The following is a 17,153-nucleotide window of genomic DNA, read 5'->3' on the forward strand; positions in this document are numbered from 1 at the left end:
GAGCGCGTGTACCTGAAGACTCTGACCCTGCGCGGTTTCAAGTCCTTCGCGTCGTCGACCACCCTCAAGTTCGAGCCCGGCATCACCGCGGTGGTCGGGCCGAACGGCTCCGGCAAGTCCAACGTCGTGGACGCCCTCGCCTGGGTGATGGGCGAGCAGGGCGCCAAGTCGCTGCGCGGCGGCAAGATGGAGGACGTCATCTTCGCGGGCACCGCGAACCGTCCGCCGCTGGGCCGCGCCGAGGTCGTGCTGACCATCGACAACTCCGACGGCGCGCTGCCGATCGACTACACCGAGGTCACGATCAGCCGGCTGATGTTCCGGTCCGGCCAGTCGGAGTACGCGATCAACGGCGACTCCTGCCGGCTGCTGGACATCCAGGAGCTGCTGTCGGACTCGGGCATCGGCCGCGAGATGCACGTGATCATCGGCCAGGGGCAGCTCGACCGGGTGCTGCACGCCGGGGCCGAGGGCCGCCGGGCGGTGATCGAGGAGGCGGCGGGCGTCCTGAAGCACCGCAAGCGCAAGGAGAAGGCGCTGCGGAAGCTGGACGCGATGCAGGCCAACCTCACCCGCGTCCAGGACCTGGTCGGCGAGCTGCGCCGCCAGCTGAAGCCGCTCGGACGGCAGGCCGAGATCGCCCGCCGCGCCGCGGTGATCCAGGCCGACCTGCGCGACGCCCGGCTCCGGATCCTGGCCGACGACCTGGTCACGCTGCGGACGCGCCTGGACCGCGAGGCCGCCGACGAGGCGCAGATCCGCGAGCGCCGCGTCGAGACCGAGCGCGCGCTGGCCGAGGCGCAGGAACGCGAGTCCGTCCTTGAGGCCGAGGAGGCCGAGCAGGCGCCGCGGCTCGCGCTCGTCCAGGACACCTGGTTCCAGCTGTCCTCGCTGAAGGAGCGGCTGCGCGGCGTCGCCGACCTCGCGGCCGAGCGGCACCGCAACGCCGCCGAGGCGCGCGAGGAGGAGCGCCGGGGCCGCGACCCCGAGGACATGGAGCGCGAGGCCGAGGCGATCCGCGAGCAGGAGGAGATGCTGCGCGCGGCGCTGGAGGAGGCTCAGGACGGGCTGGGCGAGGCCGTCCGGGAGCGGTCCGCCGCCGAGGAGGCGCTGAACGTCGAGGAGCGCCGCCTCCAGTCCGCCGCGCGCGCTGCCGCCGACCGCCGCGAGGAGCTGGCCCGGCTCCGCGGACGCGTCGAGGCGCTGCGCAGCAAGGCGCAGGCCGGCCAGTCGGAGATCGGACGCCTGTCGGCCGCGCGCGCCGAGGCCGAGCAGCGCGCCGCGTCCGCGCAGGCCGAGTTCGAGGCGTTCGAGGCCGAGGTCGTGGAGGACCCGGCCCTGCTCGCCGAGCACGAGGCCGCGCAGGAGCTGCTGGCCGCGGCGAAGGAGACCGCCGAGACCGCCCGCGCGGCCGTGGACGTCCCGCGCCAGGCGCTGAAGGACGCGCGCGCCGCCGTTGCCGCCGCGCGGTCGGCCGACCAGGCGGCGCAGAAGCGGGTCACCGCGCTCCAGGCCCGGATCGAGGCGCTGAACCTGACGCTCGCGTCCGCTGCGGACGGCGGTGAGGCGCTGCTGGCGTCCGGGCTGGACGGCGTGCTCGGCACGGTCGCGTCGCTGCTGACCGTCCGGCCGGGGTACGAGACGGCCGTCGCCGCCGCGCTCGGTGACGCGACCCAGGCGATCGCGGTCGGGTCGCTCGACACGGCCGAGGCCGCGCTGGCGCTGCTGCGCGCCGAGGACGCGGGCCGCGCCGGCCTTGTGATCGGCGGCGGGGCCGTGAACCCCGCGGACCGGATCTCCGGGGTCGACTACGCGATCGACGCGGTGACCGTCCCGGAGGCGATGCGTCCCGCGATGGAGTTCCTGCTGCGCGACGTCGCGGTCGCCGACGACGTGACGTCCGCCGCCAAGCTCGTCCGGGCGCACCCGTCGCTGCGCGCGGTCACCCGCGAAGGCGACCTGGTGGGAGCGCACTGGGCGCAGGGCGGCGGCGCGGGCGGGGCGCAGTCGATCCTCCAGATGCGCGCGACGCTCGACGAGGCGACGGCCGATCTCGCGGCGGCCGAGACCGCCGCCGAGCGCAGCGCCCTCGATCTGGCCGAGGCGACCGAGGCCGAGCAGCAGGCGCAGCTCTCGCTGGACGCCGCGCAGGCCGCCGTGGGGGAGGCGCAGGCCGGCGTCAACGCCGCGCAGGCGGAGCTCGACCGCGTCCGCGCGCGCGTGCGCGAGTTCGAGTCGCAGGCCGCGCAGGAGGCCAAGCGCGCCGCGCGGCTCGAAGCCGACGTCCGGGCCGCGCGCGGCGAGGTCGAGCGGCTGGGCAGGGCGCTGGAGGCGGCGGCCGAGTCCCGCGAGGCCGACTCGAACGCGGCCGACGAGCTGGCGATGCGGCTGGAAGAGGCCGAGGAGGCCGCGAACGTCGCCGACGAGGTCGGGGACGACACGTCCGCGCGCGACGAGCTCGCCGCGCGCGTGCAGGAGCTTCGCGCGGGCGAGATGGAGGCGCGGCTGACGGTCCGCACCGCGGAGGAGCGCGTGCAGGCCATCTCCGGACGCGCCGACGCCCTCGAACGCGGAGCCCGCCGCGAACGTGAGGAGCGCGCCCGCGCCGCGCAGCGCCGCGCCCGCCGCGAGCAGCAGGCGCGGATCGCCGAGGCGGTGCACAAAGGTTCTCTGCTCGCCCTCGAACGGATCGAGCACTCGCTCACCACCGCCGTCACGCAGCGGGAGGCCGCCGAGGAGGCGCGGGCCGCGCGCGAGTCGGAGCTGCGGGTGATCCGCACGCAGGTGCGCGAGCTGTCGTCCACGCTGGAACGGCTCGTCAACGTCGTGCACGGCAACGAGGTCGCGCGCGCCGAGCAGCGCCTCCGCCTGGAACAGATGGAGCAGCGCGCGCTGGAGGAGTTCGGTCTCGAAGTGGACGCGCTGGTCAACGAGTACGGACCGGACCAGCCCGTCCCGCCCGGACCGGAGGCGGCGGAGGACGCTCAGCCCGTCCCGTACGACCGTCCGACGCAGGAGAAGCGGCTGAAGAAGGCCGAGCGGGAGCTGAACCAGCTCGGCAAGGTCAACCCGCTCGCGCTGGAGGAGTTCGCGGCGCTGGAGGAGCGGCACGCGTTCCTCACCTCGCAGCTGGAGGACCTCAAGAAGACCCGCCGCGACCTGCTGCTCGTCGTCAAGGAGGTGGACGACCGGGTGCAGCAGGTGTTCGCGTCCGCCTACGAGGACACCGCGCGCGAGTTCGAGCGGATCTTCGCCCGGCTTTTCCCCGGCGGCGAGGGCAGCCTGTCGCTGACCGAGCCGGACGACATGCTCACCACGGGCGTCGAGGTCGCGGCCCGCCCGCCCGGCAAGAAGGTCAAGCGGCTGTCGCTGCTGTCCGGCGGCGAGCGGTCATTGGTCGCGATCGCGTTCCTGGTCGCGGTGTTCAAGGCCCGCCCCTCGCCGTTCTACGTGCTCGACGAGGTCGAGGCGGCCCTCGACGACACCAACACCCAGCGCCTGATCAAGGTGTTCGAGGAGCTGCGCGAGTCGTCCCAGCTGATCATCATCACGCACCAGAAGCGGACGATGGAGGGCGCGGACGCGCTCTACGGCGTCTCCATGCGCGGCGACGGCGTGACGCAGGTGGTCAGCCAGCGGCTCGTCCGGGACGAGCCGGAGCCCGCGTCGGTTTGATCCGCTCCGGCCGGATCGATGACCGTCCGCAAATGTCACCGCCGAGTGACTTCAGGCGGAATGCGAAAGCGTCTGCAAAGGGTGCATAAACCTTAAGAATCTGAGTGGCCTTTGCGCTCGGACGGCTTTCTTGCCCGACAATCAAGGGATCGGGGGAGGCGTTCCATAATCGGGCCTTCGTAGCGTCCTTCACGTGTCCAGTCGGCTCAGAACGCTGATCATCGCCGTGACCGTCCCGGCCGTTCTCGTTCTCGCGGTCGGAGCGGCGTTACACGGGGCCACGGTTCGGTTACGGGACATCCGGGACGGGGCCTCGCGGCTTACGCTGCGTGACATGCGGCTGTTCCCCCACCGGGAGATCCGGCACCGCCGATCCGGCGGCCGGGGCGGCGATCCCGGACGTCCCGGCGAACCCTCCTCCGCGGCCGGTGCCCCGCCCACCGCCGCCGCGCGGTACGGCTGGGGCTCCCCGGTCGCCTCCGACGACTTCGCCTCCGCCCGCCTCGACCACCGCGCGTGGGAGGTCTACGACGGGCCCGGCCACGGCGGCGCGGGACGGCGCAGCCCGCGCGCCGTGAGCGTCCGCGACGGCGCGCTCACCCTGACGGGCCGTCCCGACGGCACGACCGGCGGGCTCGCCTGGAAGGCCGGTTCCCAGCACACCGGACGCTGGGAGGCGCGGGTCCGGATGAACCGCGCCTGCGCCGCCTACCATCCCGTCCTGCTGCTGTGGCCGATCGGCGCCGGCGGCGGGAACGCGCCCAAGGGCGGCGGCGGCGAGGTGGACTGGCTGGAGGTCGCCGACGACGGCACCCGGCAGCAGGCGGAGTTCTTCCTGCACTACGGCTCCGAGCACGCCAACGACCAGCTCTACGGGCGCACGCGCGTGGACCTGACCACTTGGCACGCCTTCGCCCTCGAATGGACGCCGAAGTCGATCAGCGGCTTCGTCGACGGCCGGCGCTGGTTCACCACGACGCGGCGGCGCGCCCTGCCCCCCGGCCCGATGGGCCAGACCGTCCAGCTCGACTGGTTCCCCGGCGACGCCGGACGCACCGCCCCCGGCATCGACCGCAACGCCCCCGCGACCTTCCAGCTCGACTGGATCCGCATGTACCGCCTCTGACACGTACCGCCTCTGACATTTGCCGCCTGTGACGTGTGGCGCCTCTGAGACGTGCCGCCTCCGACGAATGCCGCCTCCGACGAATGCCGCCTGTGACATGTACCGGCTCTGACATGTACCGGCTCTGAAAGGCGGCACGCGGCGGCCCGGGGCGGTTCTCAAGGCGGTCCGCCAGGCGGGTGGAGGCGTTCCGCTCGGAGCGCCGGCCGGCGCGCCGTCGTGCCGGGGTTCGGGGCATGGGCGGCCGTCTGGAAAACTGGACCCGCTATGGAATACGTGATCCTGATCGCCGGGCTGGCCGTCCTCGCGTTGATCGTGGGCGGCGTGATGTTCTTGCGGCCCGGCCGCCGCAAGCCCCAAGCTCCCGTCGAACCAGCGGAGCGGCCCGACATCCGGCCCGGCGCGACCACCACCGCGCCGCCGGAGGAGGATCAGGCCGCCCCGCCGGTGGAACGGGCCCCGCCCACGCCCGCCGCCCCGCCCAAGCCCGAGATCGAGGTCCCGCCGCCGTCGGCCGGCCGCCTGGTCCGGCTGCGCGCGCGGCTGGCCCGGTCCCAGAACACCTTCGGCAAGACCCTGCTCGGCCTGCTGTCGCGCGACCACCTCGACGACGACGCGTGGGACGAGATCGAGGACACCCTGATCGGCGCGGACATCGGCGTCGCCGTCTCCCGCCAGATCACCGACGACCTGCGCACCCGCGTCCAGGTGCTGGGCAGCCGCACGCCGGACGAGGTGCGCGCCCTGCTCCGCGAGGAGCTGGTCAAGCAGATCGGCCCGGACCTGGACCGCTCCCTGCGCGCCGAGCGACACGGCGACAAGCCCGCGGTGATCATGGTCGTCGGGGTCAACGGCACCGGCAAGACCACCACCACCGGCAAGCTGGCGCGCGTCCTGATCGGGGACGGCAAGACCGTCGTGCTCGGCGCGGCCGACACCTTCCGCGCCGCCGCCGCCGACCAGCTCCAGACCTGGGGCGAGCGCGTCGGCGCCCAGGTCGTCCGCAAGGACGAGGGCGCCGACCCGGCGTCGGTCGCGTTCGACGCGGTCAAGCAGGGCATCGACAGCAAGGTCGACACGGTGATCGTGGACACCGCGGGACGCCTGCACACCAAGACCGGGCTGATGGACGAGCTCGGCAAGGTCAAGCGGGTGGTGGAGAAGCAGGCCGCGGTGGACGAGGTCCTGCTCGTCCTCGACGCCACCACCGGCCAGAACGGCATGCAGCAGGCCCGCGTGTTCGCCGAGGTCGTCAACATCACCGGTGTCGTGCTGACCAAGCTGGACGGCACCGCCAAGGGCGGCATCGTCGTCCAGGTGCAGCGCGAGCTGGGCGTCCCGGTCAAGCTGGTCGGGCTCGGCGAGGGCCCGGACGACCTGGCCCCGTTCGAGCCCGGCGCGTTCGTGGACGCGATCCTCGGCGACTGATCCGCTTTTCCTGACCTTTCGGTCAGGTTTTCGGCCCCATCGGTTACCCCGCCGGTGGGGCCTTTCGCGTGAAAAGACGTGACAGAAATTCCCGAAACACCTATCCGAACCGGACAGTCGGTGAGGGGTACGAAACACACGCGCAACACGGCGTGACGGGGTTTCACACCGCCGAAACACGGGAGCCGAACAGGCGAAACGGCCGCGCCGGAATCTGTGGCCAGTCCACGTTCCCGGTCGAGGAGGGGCGTCCCCCGAGATGAAGATCGATACAGGCGCGACGGCCTGGATGCTGGCCGCCACGGCGCTGGTGCTGTTCATGACACCCGGACTCGCGTTCTTCTACGGCGGCATGACCCGCGCGAAGAGCGTCCTGAACATGATGATGATGTCGTTCGGCAGCATCATCAGCGTCACGGTCCTGTGGGTGCTGTTCGGCCACTCCGTCGCGTTCACCGACAGCGGCAGCTCGCTGGTCAACAAGTTCCTCGGCGGTTTCGGCGCGGTCGGCCTCAAGGGCACGGTCACCGCGATCCAGCAGGGCACGGCACCCGACCACAACATCCCGCTGCTGGTCTACTCGGCCTTCCAGCTCACCTTCGCGATCATCACGGTCGCGCTGATCAGCGGCGCGATCGCCGACCGGGCGAAGTTCGGCGCCTGGATGGTCTTCACCGTCGCGTGGGCGTCGCTGGTGTACTTCCCGGTCGCGCACTGGGTGTGGGGCACCGGCTGGCTCAACAAGCTCGGCATCGAGGACTTCGCGGGCGGGACGGTCGTGCACGTCAACGCCGGAGCGGCGGGCCTGGCGCTCGCCATCGTCCTCGGGAAGCGGCGCGGCTGGCCGAAGGAGCCGATGCGGCCGCACAACCTCCCGTTCGTCCTGCTCGGCGTGGCGATCCTGTGGTTCGGCTGGTTCGGGTTCAACGCGGGCTCGGAGATCGGCGTCGACACGACGACCGGCCTCGCGTTCATGAACACCCAGATCGCGACCGCGGTCGCCGCCGGCGCCTGGCTGATCGTCGAGAAGCTGCGCGACGGCCACGCCACCACGCTCGGCGCGGCGTCCGGCGCGGTCGCGGGCCTCGTCGCGATCACCCCCGCGTGCGGCTTCGTCGACCCGTGGGCCGCGATCGTCCTCGGCCTCGTCGCCGGCGCGGTCTGCGCCTACGCCATCGGCCTGAAGTACCGGCTCGGCTACGACGACTCCCTCGACGTCGTCGGCGTCCACCTGGTCGGCGGCGCGCTCGGCGCGGTGTCCCTCGGCTTCCTGGCCGCCTACCCGGCGCTGACCTCGCAGCACAAGGGCCTGTTCTACGGCGGCGGCGTGCACCAGCTCGGCCTCCAGGTGCTCGGTCCGGTCGTCATCGGCCTGTACTCGTTCGGGATGGCCTGGGTGATCGGCACGGTCATCGACAAGACGATGGGCTTCCGGATCGACGAGGAGGCCGAGGCGACCGGAGTGGACCTCACGACCCACGCGGAGACCGCGTACGATCTCGCACCGGCCGGCGGCGGCTCGGTGCGCACCGGCCACGCGGCCGCGGTGACCGGCCCGGTCGCCACCGGCGGCACCGCAGCGGAGAAGAAGGTGGAGGCATAAGGGTGAAGCTCATCACCGCGGTCATCAAGCCGTTCAAGCTGGACGAGGTCAAGGCCGCGCTGGAGACCTTCGGGGTCCGCGGGCTGACCGTCAGCGAGGCCAGCGGCTACGGCCGCCAGAAGGGCCACACGGAGGTCTACCGGGGCGCCGAGTACAAGGTGGACCTGGTGCCGAAGCTCCGCGTGGAGGTCCTCGTCGAGGACGAGGACGCCGACGACATCATCGACGTCATCGTCAAGGCGGCCCGCACCGAGAAGATCGGCGACGGCAAGGTCTGGGCCGTGCCGGTCGAGACGGTCGTCCGCGTCCGCACCGGCGAGACCGGCCCGGACGCCCTGTAGGCCGCCGCATGGTCCTCGCCCAGGGAGCACCGGGCCCCGCGGAACGCGACCGGGCCGGAGTCCTCGCCTCCGGCCCGGCCCCCGCCCGCGCGACCCTGGCCGCCGCCCGCGCCGCTCGCATCGCGTCCCTCGACCGGCACCTGGCCACGCTGTTCGCCACCGCCGTCTCCGGCCGTCCCGAACCCGTGCCCGCCCCGAACGACGCCTCCCCGTCCCGCGGGGCCGGGGTGGCGCTGGTGGCGGTCGGGAGCCACGCGCGGCGGGAGCTGACGCCCGGCGGGGACCTGGACCTGGTGCTCCTGCACCGGGGACGCGGCGACGTCGCGGAGATCGCGGACCGGATCTGGTACCCGCTCTGGGACGCCGGGCTCCGGCTCGACCACTCCGTGCGGACCGTCCAGGAGGCGCGGACGGTCGCGCGCGAGGACATGAAGGCCGCGCTCGGGCTGCTCGCGCCGCGCTTCCTCGCCGGAGACCGCACGCTGTCGAACGAGGTGCGCGCGGGCGTCCTCGCCGACTGGCGCGCGGACGCGCGGCGGCGCCTCGGAGATCTCGGCGCCCTGTGCCGGGAGCGCTGGGACGCGCAGGGCGAGCTGGCGTTCCTCCTGGAGGGCGACCTCAAGGAGGCGCACGGCGGGCTCCGCGACGTGCAGGCCATGAGCGCGGTCGCCGCGTCCTGGGTGGCGCCCGGCCCGGACGCGCGCGTGCGCGAAGCCCACGACCTGCTGCTGGACGTCCGGCACGCGCTGCACGAGACCACCGGGCGGACGTCCGACCGGCTCGTCCTGCAGGAGCAGGAGGCCGTCGCGGCGGCGCTCGGCCTGCTCGACGCGAACGTCCTGCTGCGGGCGGTCGCCGAGGCCGCCCGGACGATCACCCACGCCGGCGACCAGATCTGGCGGCGGGTGGACCGGTTCGTCCGGCCGCGCACCGGACGCGGCGGACCCGAACGCCGCCCCGTCGGGGACGGCGCGGTCGAGCAGGACGGCGAGGTCGTCCTGGCCCGCGGCGCCGACCCGGGCGATCCCGCGCTGGTGCTCCGCGTCGCCGCGGCCGCCGCGCAGAACGGCCTGCCTCTCGCTCCCGCGACCGTGGACAGGCTCGCCGAGAAGGCCGTTCTGCCCGGCACGCCGTGGCCCGCCGAGGCCCGCGACGCGCTGGTCTCCCTGCTCGGCGCGGGACCCGCCGCGATCGGCGTCTGGGAGGCCCTCGACCAGGCCGGGCTGATCGTGCGGCTGCTGCCGGACTGGGAACGTGTCCGCAACCGGCCGCAGCGCAACCCCGTGCACCGCTTCACCGTGGACCGCCACCTCGTCGAGACGGCCGCCGGCGCCGCCGCGCTGACCCGCGAGGTGGCCCGCCCCGACCTGCTGCTCGTCGGCGCGCTCCTGCACGACGTCGGCAAGGGCTGGCCCGGCGACCACTCGGTCTGCGGCGCGGTCGTCGCGCGCGACGTCGCCGCCCGGATGGGCTTCCCGCCGGACGATGTGAAAGTGCTGGAAACGGTCGTCCGCTACCACCTGCTGCTGCCCGAAACCGCCACTCGCCGGGATATCGACGACCCGAAGACGATCGAGACCGTCCTGACCGCCGTGGGGGAGGCCCCGGGGCGCGAGCGGGACGTCCTCGAACTGCTGGCCGCGCTGGCGATCGCCGACGGCCGGGCGACCGGCCCCGCGGCCTGGGGCTCGTGGAAGTCCCGGCTGGTCGCGGACCTGGCCCACCGCGCCCTGACCTCGCTGGCCGGGGGCACGCTGCCGCCCGCGCCGTCCCTCGGGCCGGACACCCTCGCCCTCGCGAGGCACGACGGCGCGGCCGTCCGCGTCCAGGGCTCGCGCATCACGATCGCCGCCCCCGACCGTCCCGGCCTGCTCTGGCGGGCGGCCGGCGTCCTGGCCCTGCACCGCCTCGCCGTGCGGACGGCGAGGACCGTCTCCCAGACGTCCGCCCGCGTCCCGACGGCCGTGCTCGACTTCACGGCCGTCCCGGAGTTCGGCGACCCGCCGGATCCGGCCGCGCTCGAATCCGATTTCCGGCGCATGCTGGCCGACCGCCTCGACGTCGCCGACCGGCTGGAACGCCGGGCCCGCTCCGTCCGGCTCCGGCCCGGCGCGTCCGTCCCGCCGCCGCGCGTGACGATCGTCCCGGACGCCTCCGCCACGGCGACCGTCGTCGAGGTGCGCGCCCACGACCGTCCCGGCCTGCTCTGGCGCGTGGGCCACGCGCTGGGCGAATGCGGCCTCCAGGTCATCGCCGCCCGCGTCGACACCCTGGGCGCCGAAGCGGTCGACACCTTCTACGTCGTGGACGCCGAAGGCCGCCCGCTGGGGGAGTCCGCCGCGTCCGTCCGGGCACACGTCCTGACCGCGCTCGGCTGACCGGCCGCGCCCGGGACGCGTCCCCGCCGCGCCTCGCCGGCCGTCCTGCGGACGATCTCGCAGGACGGTCCGCGGGAAGGCGCCCGGCGGACGGGGCGGGAGTCGGCGTGCGACCCGATAGTCTGATAGGCGATCCCACGAAAGCTTCCAAGGACGGGTCCACACGTGTTCGAGACGCTCTCCGACCGGTTGACGACGGTCTTCTCGTCGCTGCGCAGCAAGGGCCGGCTCTCCGAGGCCGACATCAACGCGACGGCCCGCGAGATCCGCGTCGCGCTGCTGGAAGCCGACGTGGCGCTGCCCGTGGTGAAGGACTTCATCGCGCGGATCAAGGAACGGGCGGCGAGCGCCGAGGTCTCCCAGGCGCTCAACCCGGCGCAGCAGGTCGTCAAGATCGTCAACGAGGAGCTCATCGGCATCCTCGGCGGCGAGACCCGGCGGCTGAACCTGGCCAAGAACCCGCCGACCGTGATCATGCTCGCCGGCCTCCAGGGCGCCGGTAAGACCACCCTGGCCGGCAAGCTCGCCCGGCACCTGAAGAAGGAGGGGCACGCGCCGCTGCTGGTCGCGGCCGACCTCCAGCGGCCCAACGCCGTCCAGCAGCTCCAGGTCGTCGGCGAGCGCGCCGGGGTGCGGGTCTTCGCGCCCGAGCCCGGCTCCGGCGTCGGCGACCCGGTGGACGTGGCGCGCCGCTCGATCGACCAGGCCCGGCGCGACCAGCACGACATGGTGATCATCGACACCGCGGGCCGCCTCGGCGTGGACGCGGAGATGATGCAGCAGGCCATCGACATCCGCGACGCCGTCACGCCGGACGAGATCCTCTTCGTCGTCGACGCCATGGTCGGCCAGGACGCGGTGAACACCGCGCAGGCGTTCATGGACGGCGTCGGCTTCGACGGGGTCGTCCTCACCAAGCTCGACGGCGACGCCCGCGGCGGCGCGGCGCTCTCGGTGCGGCACATCACCGGCCGTCCGATCATGTTCGCGTCCACCGGCGAGAAGCTGGACGACTTCAGCGTCTTCCACCCGGACCGGATGGCGGGCCGCATCCTCGACATGGGTGACATCCTCACCCTGATCGAGCAGGCCGAGCAGGCGTTCGACGCCCAGCAGGCCGAGAAGATGACCACCAAGTTCGCGTCCGGCGAGGACTTCACGCTCGAGGACTTCCTCGAGCAGATGATGATGATCCGCAAGCTCGGGCCGATCGGCAACCTGCTCGGCATGATGCCCGGCATGGGCCAGGTCCGGGACCAGATCTCCCAGATCGACGACAAGGACCTGGACCGGGTCGCCGCGATCATCCGCTCCATGACGCCGGACGAGCGCGCCAACCCCAAGATCATCAACGGTTCCCGCCGGGCCCGCATCGCCAAGGGCTCCGGCGTCCAGGTCGGCGAGGTGTCCAGCCTGGTCACCCGGTTCTTCGACGCGCAGAAGATGGTCCGCGCGATGGCCGGCAACATGGGCTTCCCGGGCATGCCCGGCCGGCGCCGCGCCAAGCAGGCCGCGAAGGCCGCCAAGAAGAAGGGCAAGCAGCGCAGCGGCGACCCGCGCAAGCGCGCCCTCGGCAAGCAGCCCGCTGCCGACCAGCCGGCCGCCGACGCGATGCCCCAGGGCCTCCCGCCGGGCCTCGGCGGCCAGCTCCCGCCCGGCCTCGCCAAGCAGCTCCCGCCCGGCTTCCAGATGCCCGACCTGGGCGACCTGGGCGGCGGCAAGAAGAAGTAACCGGCCCTCTCGGGCTGCCGAACGCCGCGACCCTTCTCCCCGGGGCGCGGCGTTCGCGTTGTTTCCGGGTTTCCGCGCATTCTCGACGTGATCTTGATGGGCGGACGGCGCGACGCGCGTGTTCGTTCTCGGCGGAACGTCCGTGCAGGTCGGGCGGCCTTCGCGGTCCGGGTGGCCGCGTGTCATCGCCCGATTGCGCTTTTTCCGCGATCGTCTGGCAGAATGGCAGGCTGGAAACCCGGAACGCGCGCCGGCGCCCTCTCTCGTCCCGCGCGACCGGAGTCCATTGAGCCGACCGGTCGCCGGTGTTCCCCACCTGGTGCGGTCGCGTTCGCCTGTATCGAGTCTGGAGAACACCACACCCGTGGCAGTCAAGATCAAGCTCAAGCGTCTGGGGAAGATCCGGAACCCGCAGTACCGGATCGTCGTCGCCGACTCCCGCACCAAGCGGGACGGTCGCGCCATCGAGGAGATCGGCCTCTACCAGCCCAAGCAGGAGCCGTCCCTCATCGAGATCGACTCCGAGCGCGCGCAGTACTGGCTCGGCGTCGGCGCGCAGCCGACCGAGCCGGTGCTGAACCTGCTCAAGATCACCGGCGACTGGCAGAAGTTCAAGGGCGAGCCGGGCGCCGAGGGCACCCTCAAGAAGGCCGAGCCCAAGCCGGACAAGAAGGCGGTCTTCGAGGCCGCGGTCAAGGAGTCGATGGGCGACGTCGACACCGAGGCCGCTCCGGCCGCCAAGCCGAAGAAGAAGGCCGAGCCGAAGAAGGCCGAGGCCGACACCGCCGCCGAGACCGAAGCCAAGAGCGAGGACTGACGTGCTCGAAGAAGCGCTCGAGCACCTGGTGCGCGGGATCGTGGAGAACCCGGACGACGTCCGGGTCCGCGCCCGCCGCATCAGGGGCGGCCGGGTCCTGGAGGTGCGCGTGCACCCCGACGACCTCGGCAAGGTCATCGGCCGCAGCGGTCGCACCGCCAAGGCCCTGCGCACGGTCATCAGCGCCCTCTCCGGAGGCCGCTACGTGCGCGTCGACCTGCTCGACGTCAACGAGGTCCGCTGACCCCGGAAGGCTCGGGCGCGGGGCTCCCGCCCGCGGACGGTACCGCCGTCCGCTGATCGGAGCGCGCCGAGGTTCCGCCTCGACGCGCCGATCCCGGGAGCCCACTTCACCGCCGTCCCCCGCGGACGGCGGCCTGCCCGGCCACACCGGGGAGGACGTCATCCGGGCCTCGGCGGAGGCCCGACCCTGATCCGAGCCGCTCGCGTCGTCCCGTCGACGCGGCGGCTCGGACCACGTTTCACCCCGGACCGGCCACCACCGGTCCGGACGCGGCACGCTCTTCCAAGAGCGCGCCGCACCCGCGTCCCGCGCACGGAACGCACCTCTCGCCCGGCTGCACGCCGCACCCGCTGCAAGGTGCCCGCGCCCATCGCACGGAGCACGACCGCCGCCCGTCGCTCACCACGCAGCCACCGAGACCGCGCTCCGCCCGCGGAACGCGGACGCACCCGACCGCACGCTTCGCTCCCCGCGAAGCCGCAGCCACCGCGCCCGCACCTCGCGGACGCTGCTCGGCGGCGGGCGCCGGGCGCCGGGCGCGCGGGGGAGTGGGCCGAATCACATGGGGGTTCGGTCGGCTTGGCGCGGGTGACGCGAACCGCGCGCCGTCCGGTGGACGAGGTTTCGGCTGGCAGGCTGAGGTCGAGACCTGCGCGGACGGAACGGCAGGACCTGTTCGATGATCATTTGCTGGAGGGACGGCTCGTGGCTGAGCGGATCGTGATCGGCCGGATCGGGCGTCCGCACGGCGTCCGCGGCGACAGCACGGTGGACGTGCGGACCGACGACCCGGAGCTGCGCTTCGCGCCCGGCACGGAGATCGCCACCGACCCCGAGAGCGCGGGGCCGCTGACCGTCGAGCGGGCGCGCTGGCACTCCGGGCGGCTGATCGTCCGGTTCGCGGGCGTCGACGACCGGAACGCCGCCGAGGAACTGCGCGGCATCTGGCTGGTCGTGGACGCCTCCGACATCCCCGTCTCCGACGACCCCGAGGACTTCCACGACTCGCAGCTCGTCGGGCTCGCCGTCCGCACCGTGGACGGCGCGGACGTGGGCGAGGTCACCGACGTCCGGCACCACGGCCAGGACCTGCTGGTCATCCGCCGCGCCGACGGGGGCCGCGGCGAGCTGCTGGTGCCGTTCGTCGCCGCGCTCGTCCCCGAGGTGGACGTCGCGGGCGGCAGGCTCGTGATCGACCCGCCCCCCGGCCTCCTGGACGAGGACTGAGCCCGATGCGACTCGACATCATCAGCATCTTCCCCGAGTACTTCGCCCCGCTCGACGTGTCGCTGATCGGGAAGGCCCGCCGCACCGGGCTGCTGGACGTCCGCGTCCACGACCTGCGCTCCTGGACCCACGACCGGCACCGGACCGTGGACGACACGCCCTACGGCGGCGGTCCCGGCATGGTCATGAAGCCCGAGCCGTGGGGCGAGGCCCTGGACGAGATCGCCCCGGCGGGCGACGCGGTGCCGCGCCTGGTGGTCCCCACCCCGTCCGGACGCCCGTTCACCCAGGCCATGGCCGCCGAACTCGCCGCCGAGGACTGGCTGCTGTTCGCCTGCGGACGCTACGAGGGCATCGACTCCCGCGTCGTGGCCGAGGCCGCCACCCGCATGCCGGTGTCCGAGGTCAGCCTCGGCGACTTCGTGCTGGCGGGCGGGGAGGTCGCCGTCCTGGTGATGACCGAGGCGATCGGACGGCTCATCCCCGGCGTCCTCGGGAACGCCGAGTCCGTCGCGGACGACTCGTTCGCGCCCGGCGCGATGGAATCGCTGCTGGAAGGGCCCGTCTTCACCAAGCCGCCGGTGTGGCGGGAGCGGGCCGTCCCGGAGATCCTCCTGTCCGGGAACCACGGCGCGATCGCCCGCTGGCGGCGGGACGAGGCGTTGCGGCGCACCGCCGCGCACCGTCCCGAACTGCTCGGGCGGCTCGACCCGGAAAGGCTTGACAAGCACGACCGGAAGGTCCTCGCCGACGCCGGTTTTCCGGTGCACGGCGAAGATATGGCAGACTAGAGCGTCGCCGTGTGCTCGTGACACACGGCGCGCCGACTTCCATGAAGATCCACTCCGCGCGGCGCGACGCCCCCAGCACGGTCATCACCGGGGCCTCTCGACGTCCGCGTTCGACACACTGAGGAACCGCTGTCATGCACGCATTGATCCAGGAGATCGAGAAGGCCGCCCTGCGGACCGACATCCCGGACTTCCGTCCCGGTGACACGGTGCGCGTGCACGCGCGCATCACCGAGGGCAAGGTCACCCGTGTCCAGGTCTTCGAGGGCGTGGTGATCCGGCGGCAGGGCGGCGGCTCCCGCGAGACCTTCACCGTCCGCAAGATCAGCAAGGGTGGCTACGGCGTCGAGCGCACCTGGCCGATCAACAGCCCGCACATCGAGAAGCTCGAGGTCGCGATCCGCGGTGACGTCCGCCGCGCCAAGCTGTACTACCTGCGCAACCTGCGCGGCAAGGCGGCCCGTATCAAGGAGAAGCGCGACTTCTGATCGCTCGCCGAAGCGTCCGGCGCCCCGGGAATCCGACCGCGGATCCCGGGGCGCCGCCCGTTATGGGGGAAAGTGCACGTCGCGCGCCGCCGGCTCGTGCGGACGACACGGCCATGCGCGAGATTCGGCGGCCTCCCCGCCGCTAGTCTGGCGCTCTGATGACTCACGAGGAGGATCGGAGAGACGTGCGTTCCGAAGCCGAGGGCGCGGTGCCCGAAGAGCAGCAGGCCGTGACCCCCGACCGCGAGCCCACGCCCGCCGAGCAGCCGACCGCGGACGCCCCGGACGACGAGAAGTCCGAGGAGTCCGACTCCTCCGCCAAGAAGCGCAAGAAGGGCTCCTTCTTCAAGGAACTGCCCATCCTGATCGGCGTCGCCCTCGTCCTCGCCCTGGTGATCAAGGCGTTCGTCGTCCAGGCGTTCTACATCCCGTCCGGCTCCATGGAGAACACCCTCCAGATCGGCGACCGCGTCCTGGTCAACAAGGTCGTCTACCACACCCGCGACATCGCCCGCGGCGACGTCGTGGTCTTCAACGGCCTCGACTCCTGGGACCCTGAGGTCCGGGTCAGCAAGCCGGGCAACCCCGTCACCAGGGCGCTGCGCGCCGTCGGCAGCGCGTTCGGCGTCGCCCCGAACGAGAAGGACTACATCAAGCGCGTCATCGGCATCCCCGGCGACCACGTCAAGTGCTGCGACGCCCAGGGCCGCGTCACCGTCAACGGCGTCCCCCTGAACGAGCAGTCCTACCTGTACACCGACCCGGCCACGCACGTGCAGAACAAGCCGTCCATCGACCCCTTCGACGCCACCGTCGCCCCCGGCCAGCTCTGGGTCATGGGCGACCACCGCGAGGCGTCCTCCGACTCCCGCTGGCACCGCGGCGACCGAGGCGGCGGCACCATCCCCACCGACCACGTCATCGGCCGCGCCTTCGTCATCGTCTGGCCCCTGAACCGCCTGGACACCCTCCCCATCCCCGGCACCTTCAAGCAACCGACCCTGAAAGCCGCCGCCGCCCTGGCCCCGTCCGCCCCGCTGGCCCTGGGCTTCCTGACCGCCCTCCCTCTCACCTACCTGACCCGCCGCCTCCGCCACCCCCGCACCTAAGGCAGCGCCGCCCCCCACATCCCCCTCCCCGCGGCGTCCCTCTCCGCGTGGTGCCGCCCCACCCGCCTGCGGCACCCCATCTCAGTGCACCCCGTCACCTGCCTGCGGCCCCTCCGAGCGGCCCCTCCGACCGGCTCCTCCAAGCGGCCCCTCCGAGCGGCCCCTTCGCGTGGCGCCTCCCTGCGTGTGGTGCTT

The 17,153-nt window shown here is 73.0% G+C and carries 13 protein-coding genes; all 13 read left to right on the plus strand.

The features are described from left to right. Positions 1-6: 6 nt before the first annotated feature. The 13 genes from smc (at position 7) to lepB (ending at position 16,958) form a co-directional block, all read left to right on the plus strand. The gene (gene smc / locus ACFPCY_RS02935) at positions 7-3,675 is read left to right on the plus strand and encodes a chromosome segregation protein SMC (RefSeq protein ID WP_378251973.1); all 3,669 of its coding nucleotides are present in this window, start codon (positions 7-9) and stop codon (positions 3,673-3,675) included. A gap of 334 nt (positions 3,676-4,009) precedes the next feature. Continuing rightward, positions 4,010-4,801, plus strand: coding sequence for a glycoside hydrolase family 16 protein (locus ACFPCY_RS02940; RefSeq protein ID WP_378251974.1), 792 nt, complete (start codon positions 4,010-4,012; stop codon positions 4,799-4,801). A 267-nt stretch (positions 4,802-5,068) separates the two neighbouring features. Beyond that, the gene (gene ftsY / locus ACFPCY_RS02945) at positions 5,069-6,229 is read left to right on the plus strand and encodes a signal recognition particle-docking protein FtsY (RefSeq protein WP_378251975.1); all 1,161 of its coding nucleotides are present in this window, start codon (positions 5,069-5,071) and stop codon (positions 6,227-6,229) included. Positions 6,230-6,488: 259 nt separating this feature from the next. Beyond that, positions 6,489-7,832: an ammonium transporter gene (locus tag ACFPCY_RS02950; RefSeq protein WP_378251976.1), complete on the plus strand. Its 1,344-nt coding sequence runs from the start codon at positions 6,489-6,491 to the stop codon at positions 7,830-7,832. Between the two features lie 2 nt (positions 7,833-7,834). Further along, the gene (locus ACFPCY_RS02955) at positions 7,835-8,173 is read left to right on the plus strand and encodes a P-II family nitrogen regulator (RefSeq protein WP_378251977.1); all 339 of its coding nucleotides are present in this window, start codon (positions 7,835-7,837) and stop codon (positions 8,171-8,173) included. An 8-nt stretch (positions 8,174-8,181) separates the two neighbouring features. Continuing rightward, positions 8,182-10,551, plus strand: a complete 2,370-nt coding sequence (locus ACFPCY_RS02960) for a [protein-PII] uridylyltransferase (protein WP_378251978.1) — start codon at positions 8,182-8,184, stop codon at positions 10,549-10,551. A 165-nt stretch (positions 10,552-10,716) separates the two neighbouring features. Beyond that, the gene (ffh, locus tag ACFPCY_RS02965) at positions 10,717-12,282 is read left to right on the plus strand and encodes a signal recognition particle protein (RefSeq protein WP_378251979.1); all 1,566 of its coding nucleotides are present in this window, start codon (positions 10,717-10,719) and stop codon (positions 12,280-12,282) included. 364 nt (positions 12,283-12,646) lie between these two features. Beyond that, on the plus strand, positions 12,647-13,099 hold the full coding sequence (gene rpsP, locus ACFPCY_RS02970) for a 30S ribosomal protein S16 (protein ID WP_378251980.1): 453 nt from the start codon (positions 12,647-12,649) through the stop codon (positions 13,097-13,099). Position 13,100: 1 nt separating this feature from the next. Beyond that, positions 13,101-13,343 carry an RNA-binding protein gene (locus ACFPCY_RS02975; RefSeq protein WP_026414632.1) on the plus strand — a complete coding sequence of 81 codons (243 nt, stop codon included), beginning with the start codon at positions 13,101-13,103 and terminating at the stop codon, positions 13,341-13,343. Positions 13,344-14,048: 705 nt separating this feature from the next. Next, positions 14,049-14,570 (plus strand): ribosome maturation factor RimM, encoded by a 522-nt coding sequence (rimM, locus tag ACFPCY_RS02980; RefSeq protein WP_378251981.1) that lies wholly within the window; start codon positions 14,049-14,051, stop codon positions 14,568-14,570. A 5-nt stretch (positions 14,571-14,575) separates the two neighbouring features. Continuing rightward, positions 14,576-15,361: a tRNA (guanosine(37)-N1)-methyltransferase TrmD gene (gene trmD / locus ACFPCY_RS02985; protein WP_378251982.1), complete on the plus strand. Its 786-nt coding sequence runs from the start codon at positions 14,576-14,578 to the stop codon at positions 15,359-15,361. Positions 15,362-15,495: 134 nt separating this feature from the next. Beyond that, complete coding sequence (gene rplS / locus ACFPCY_RS02990) at positions 15,496-15,849, plus strand: 50S ribosomal protein L19 (protein ID WP_378251983.1); 354 nt, start codon at positions 15,496-15,498, stop codon at positions 15,847-15,849. 185 nt (positions 15,850-16,034) lie between these two features. Beyond that, positions 16,035-16,958: a signal peptidase I gene (gene lepB, locus ACFPCY_RS02995; RefSeq protein ID WP_378251984.1), complete on the plus strand. Its 924-nt coding sequence runs from the start codon at positions 16,035-16,037 to the stop codon at positions 16,956-16,958. The last annotated feature ends 195 nt before the right edge of the window (positions 16,959-17,153 follow it).

Origin of the sequence: Actinomadura gamaensis (assembly GCF_042652125.1) — a bacterium.
Lineage (GTDB): Bacteria > Actinomycetota > Actinomycetes > Streptosporangiales > Streptosporangiaceae > Spirillospora > Spirillospora gamaensis.

Coding starts and splice junctions, on each gene's coding strand:
- rplS (WP_378251983.1), top strand. CDS start 15,496: ATGCACGCATTGATCCAGGAGATCGAGAAGGCCGCCCTGCGGACCGAC.
- ftsY (WP_378251975.1), top strand. CDS start 5,069: ATGGAATACGTGATCCTGATCGCCGGGCTGGCCGTCCTCGCGTTGATC.
- ACFPCY_RS02950 (WP_378251976.1), top strand. CDS start 6,489: ATGAAGATCGATACAGGCGCGACGGCCTGGATGCTGGCCGCCACGGCG.
- ACFPCY_RS02940 (WP_378251974.1), top strand. CDS start 4,010: ATGCGGCTGTTCCCCCACCGGGAGATCCGGCACCGCCGATCCGGCGGC.
- trmD (WP_378251982.1), top strand. CDS start 14,576: ATGCGACTCGACATCATCAGCATCTTCCCCGAGTACTTCGCCCCGCTC.
- ACFPCY_RS02960 (WP_378251978.1), top strand. CDS start 8,182: ATGGTCCTCGCCCAGGGAGCACCGGGCCCCGCGGAACGCGACCGGGCC.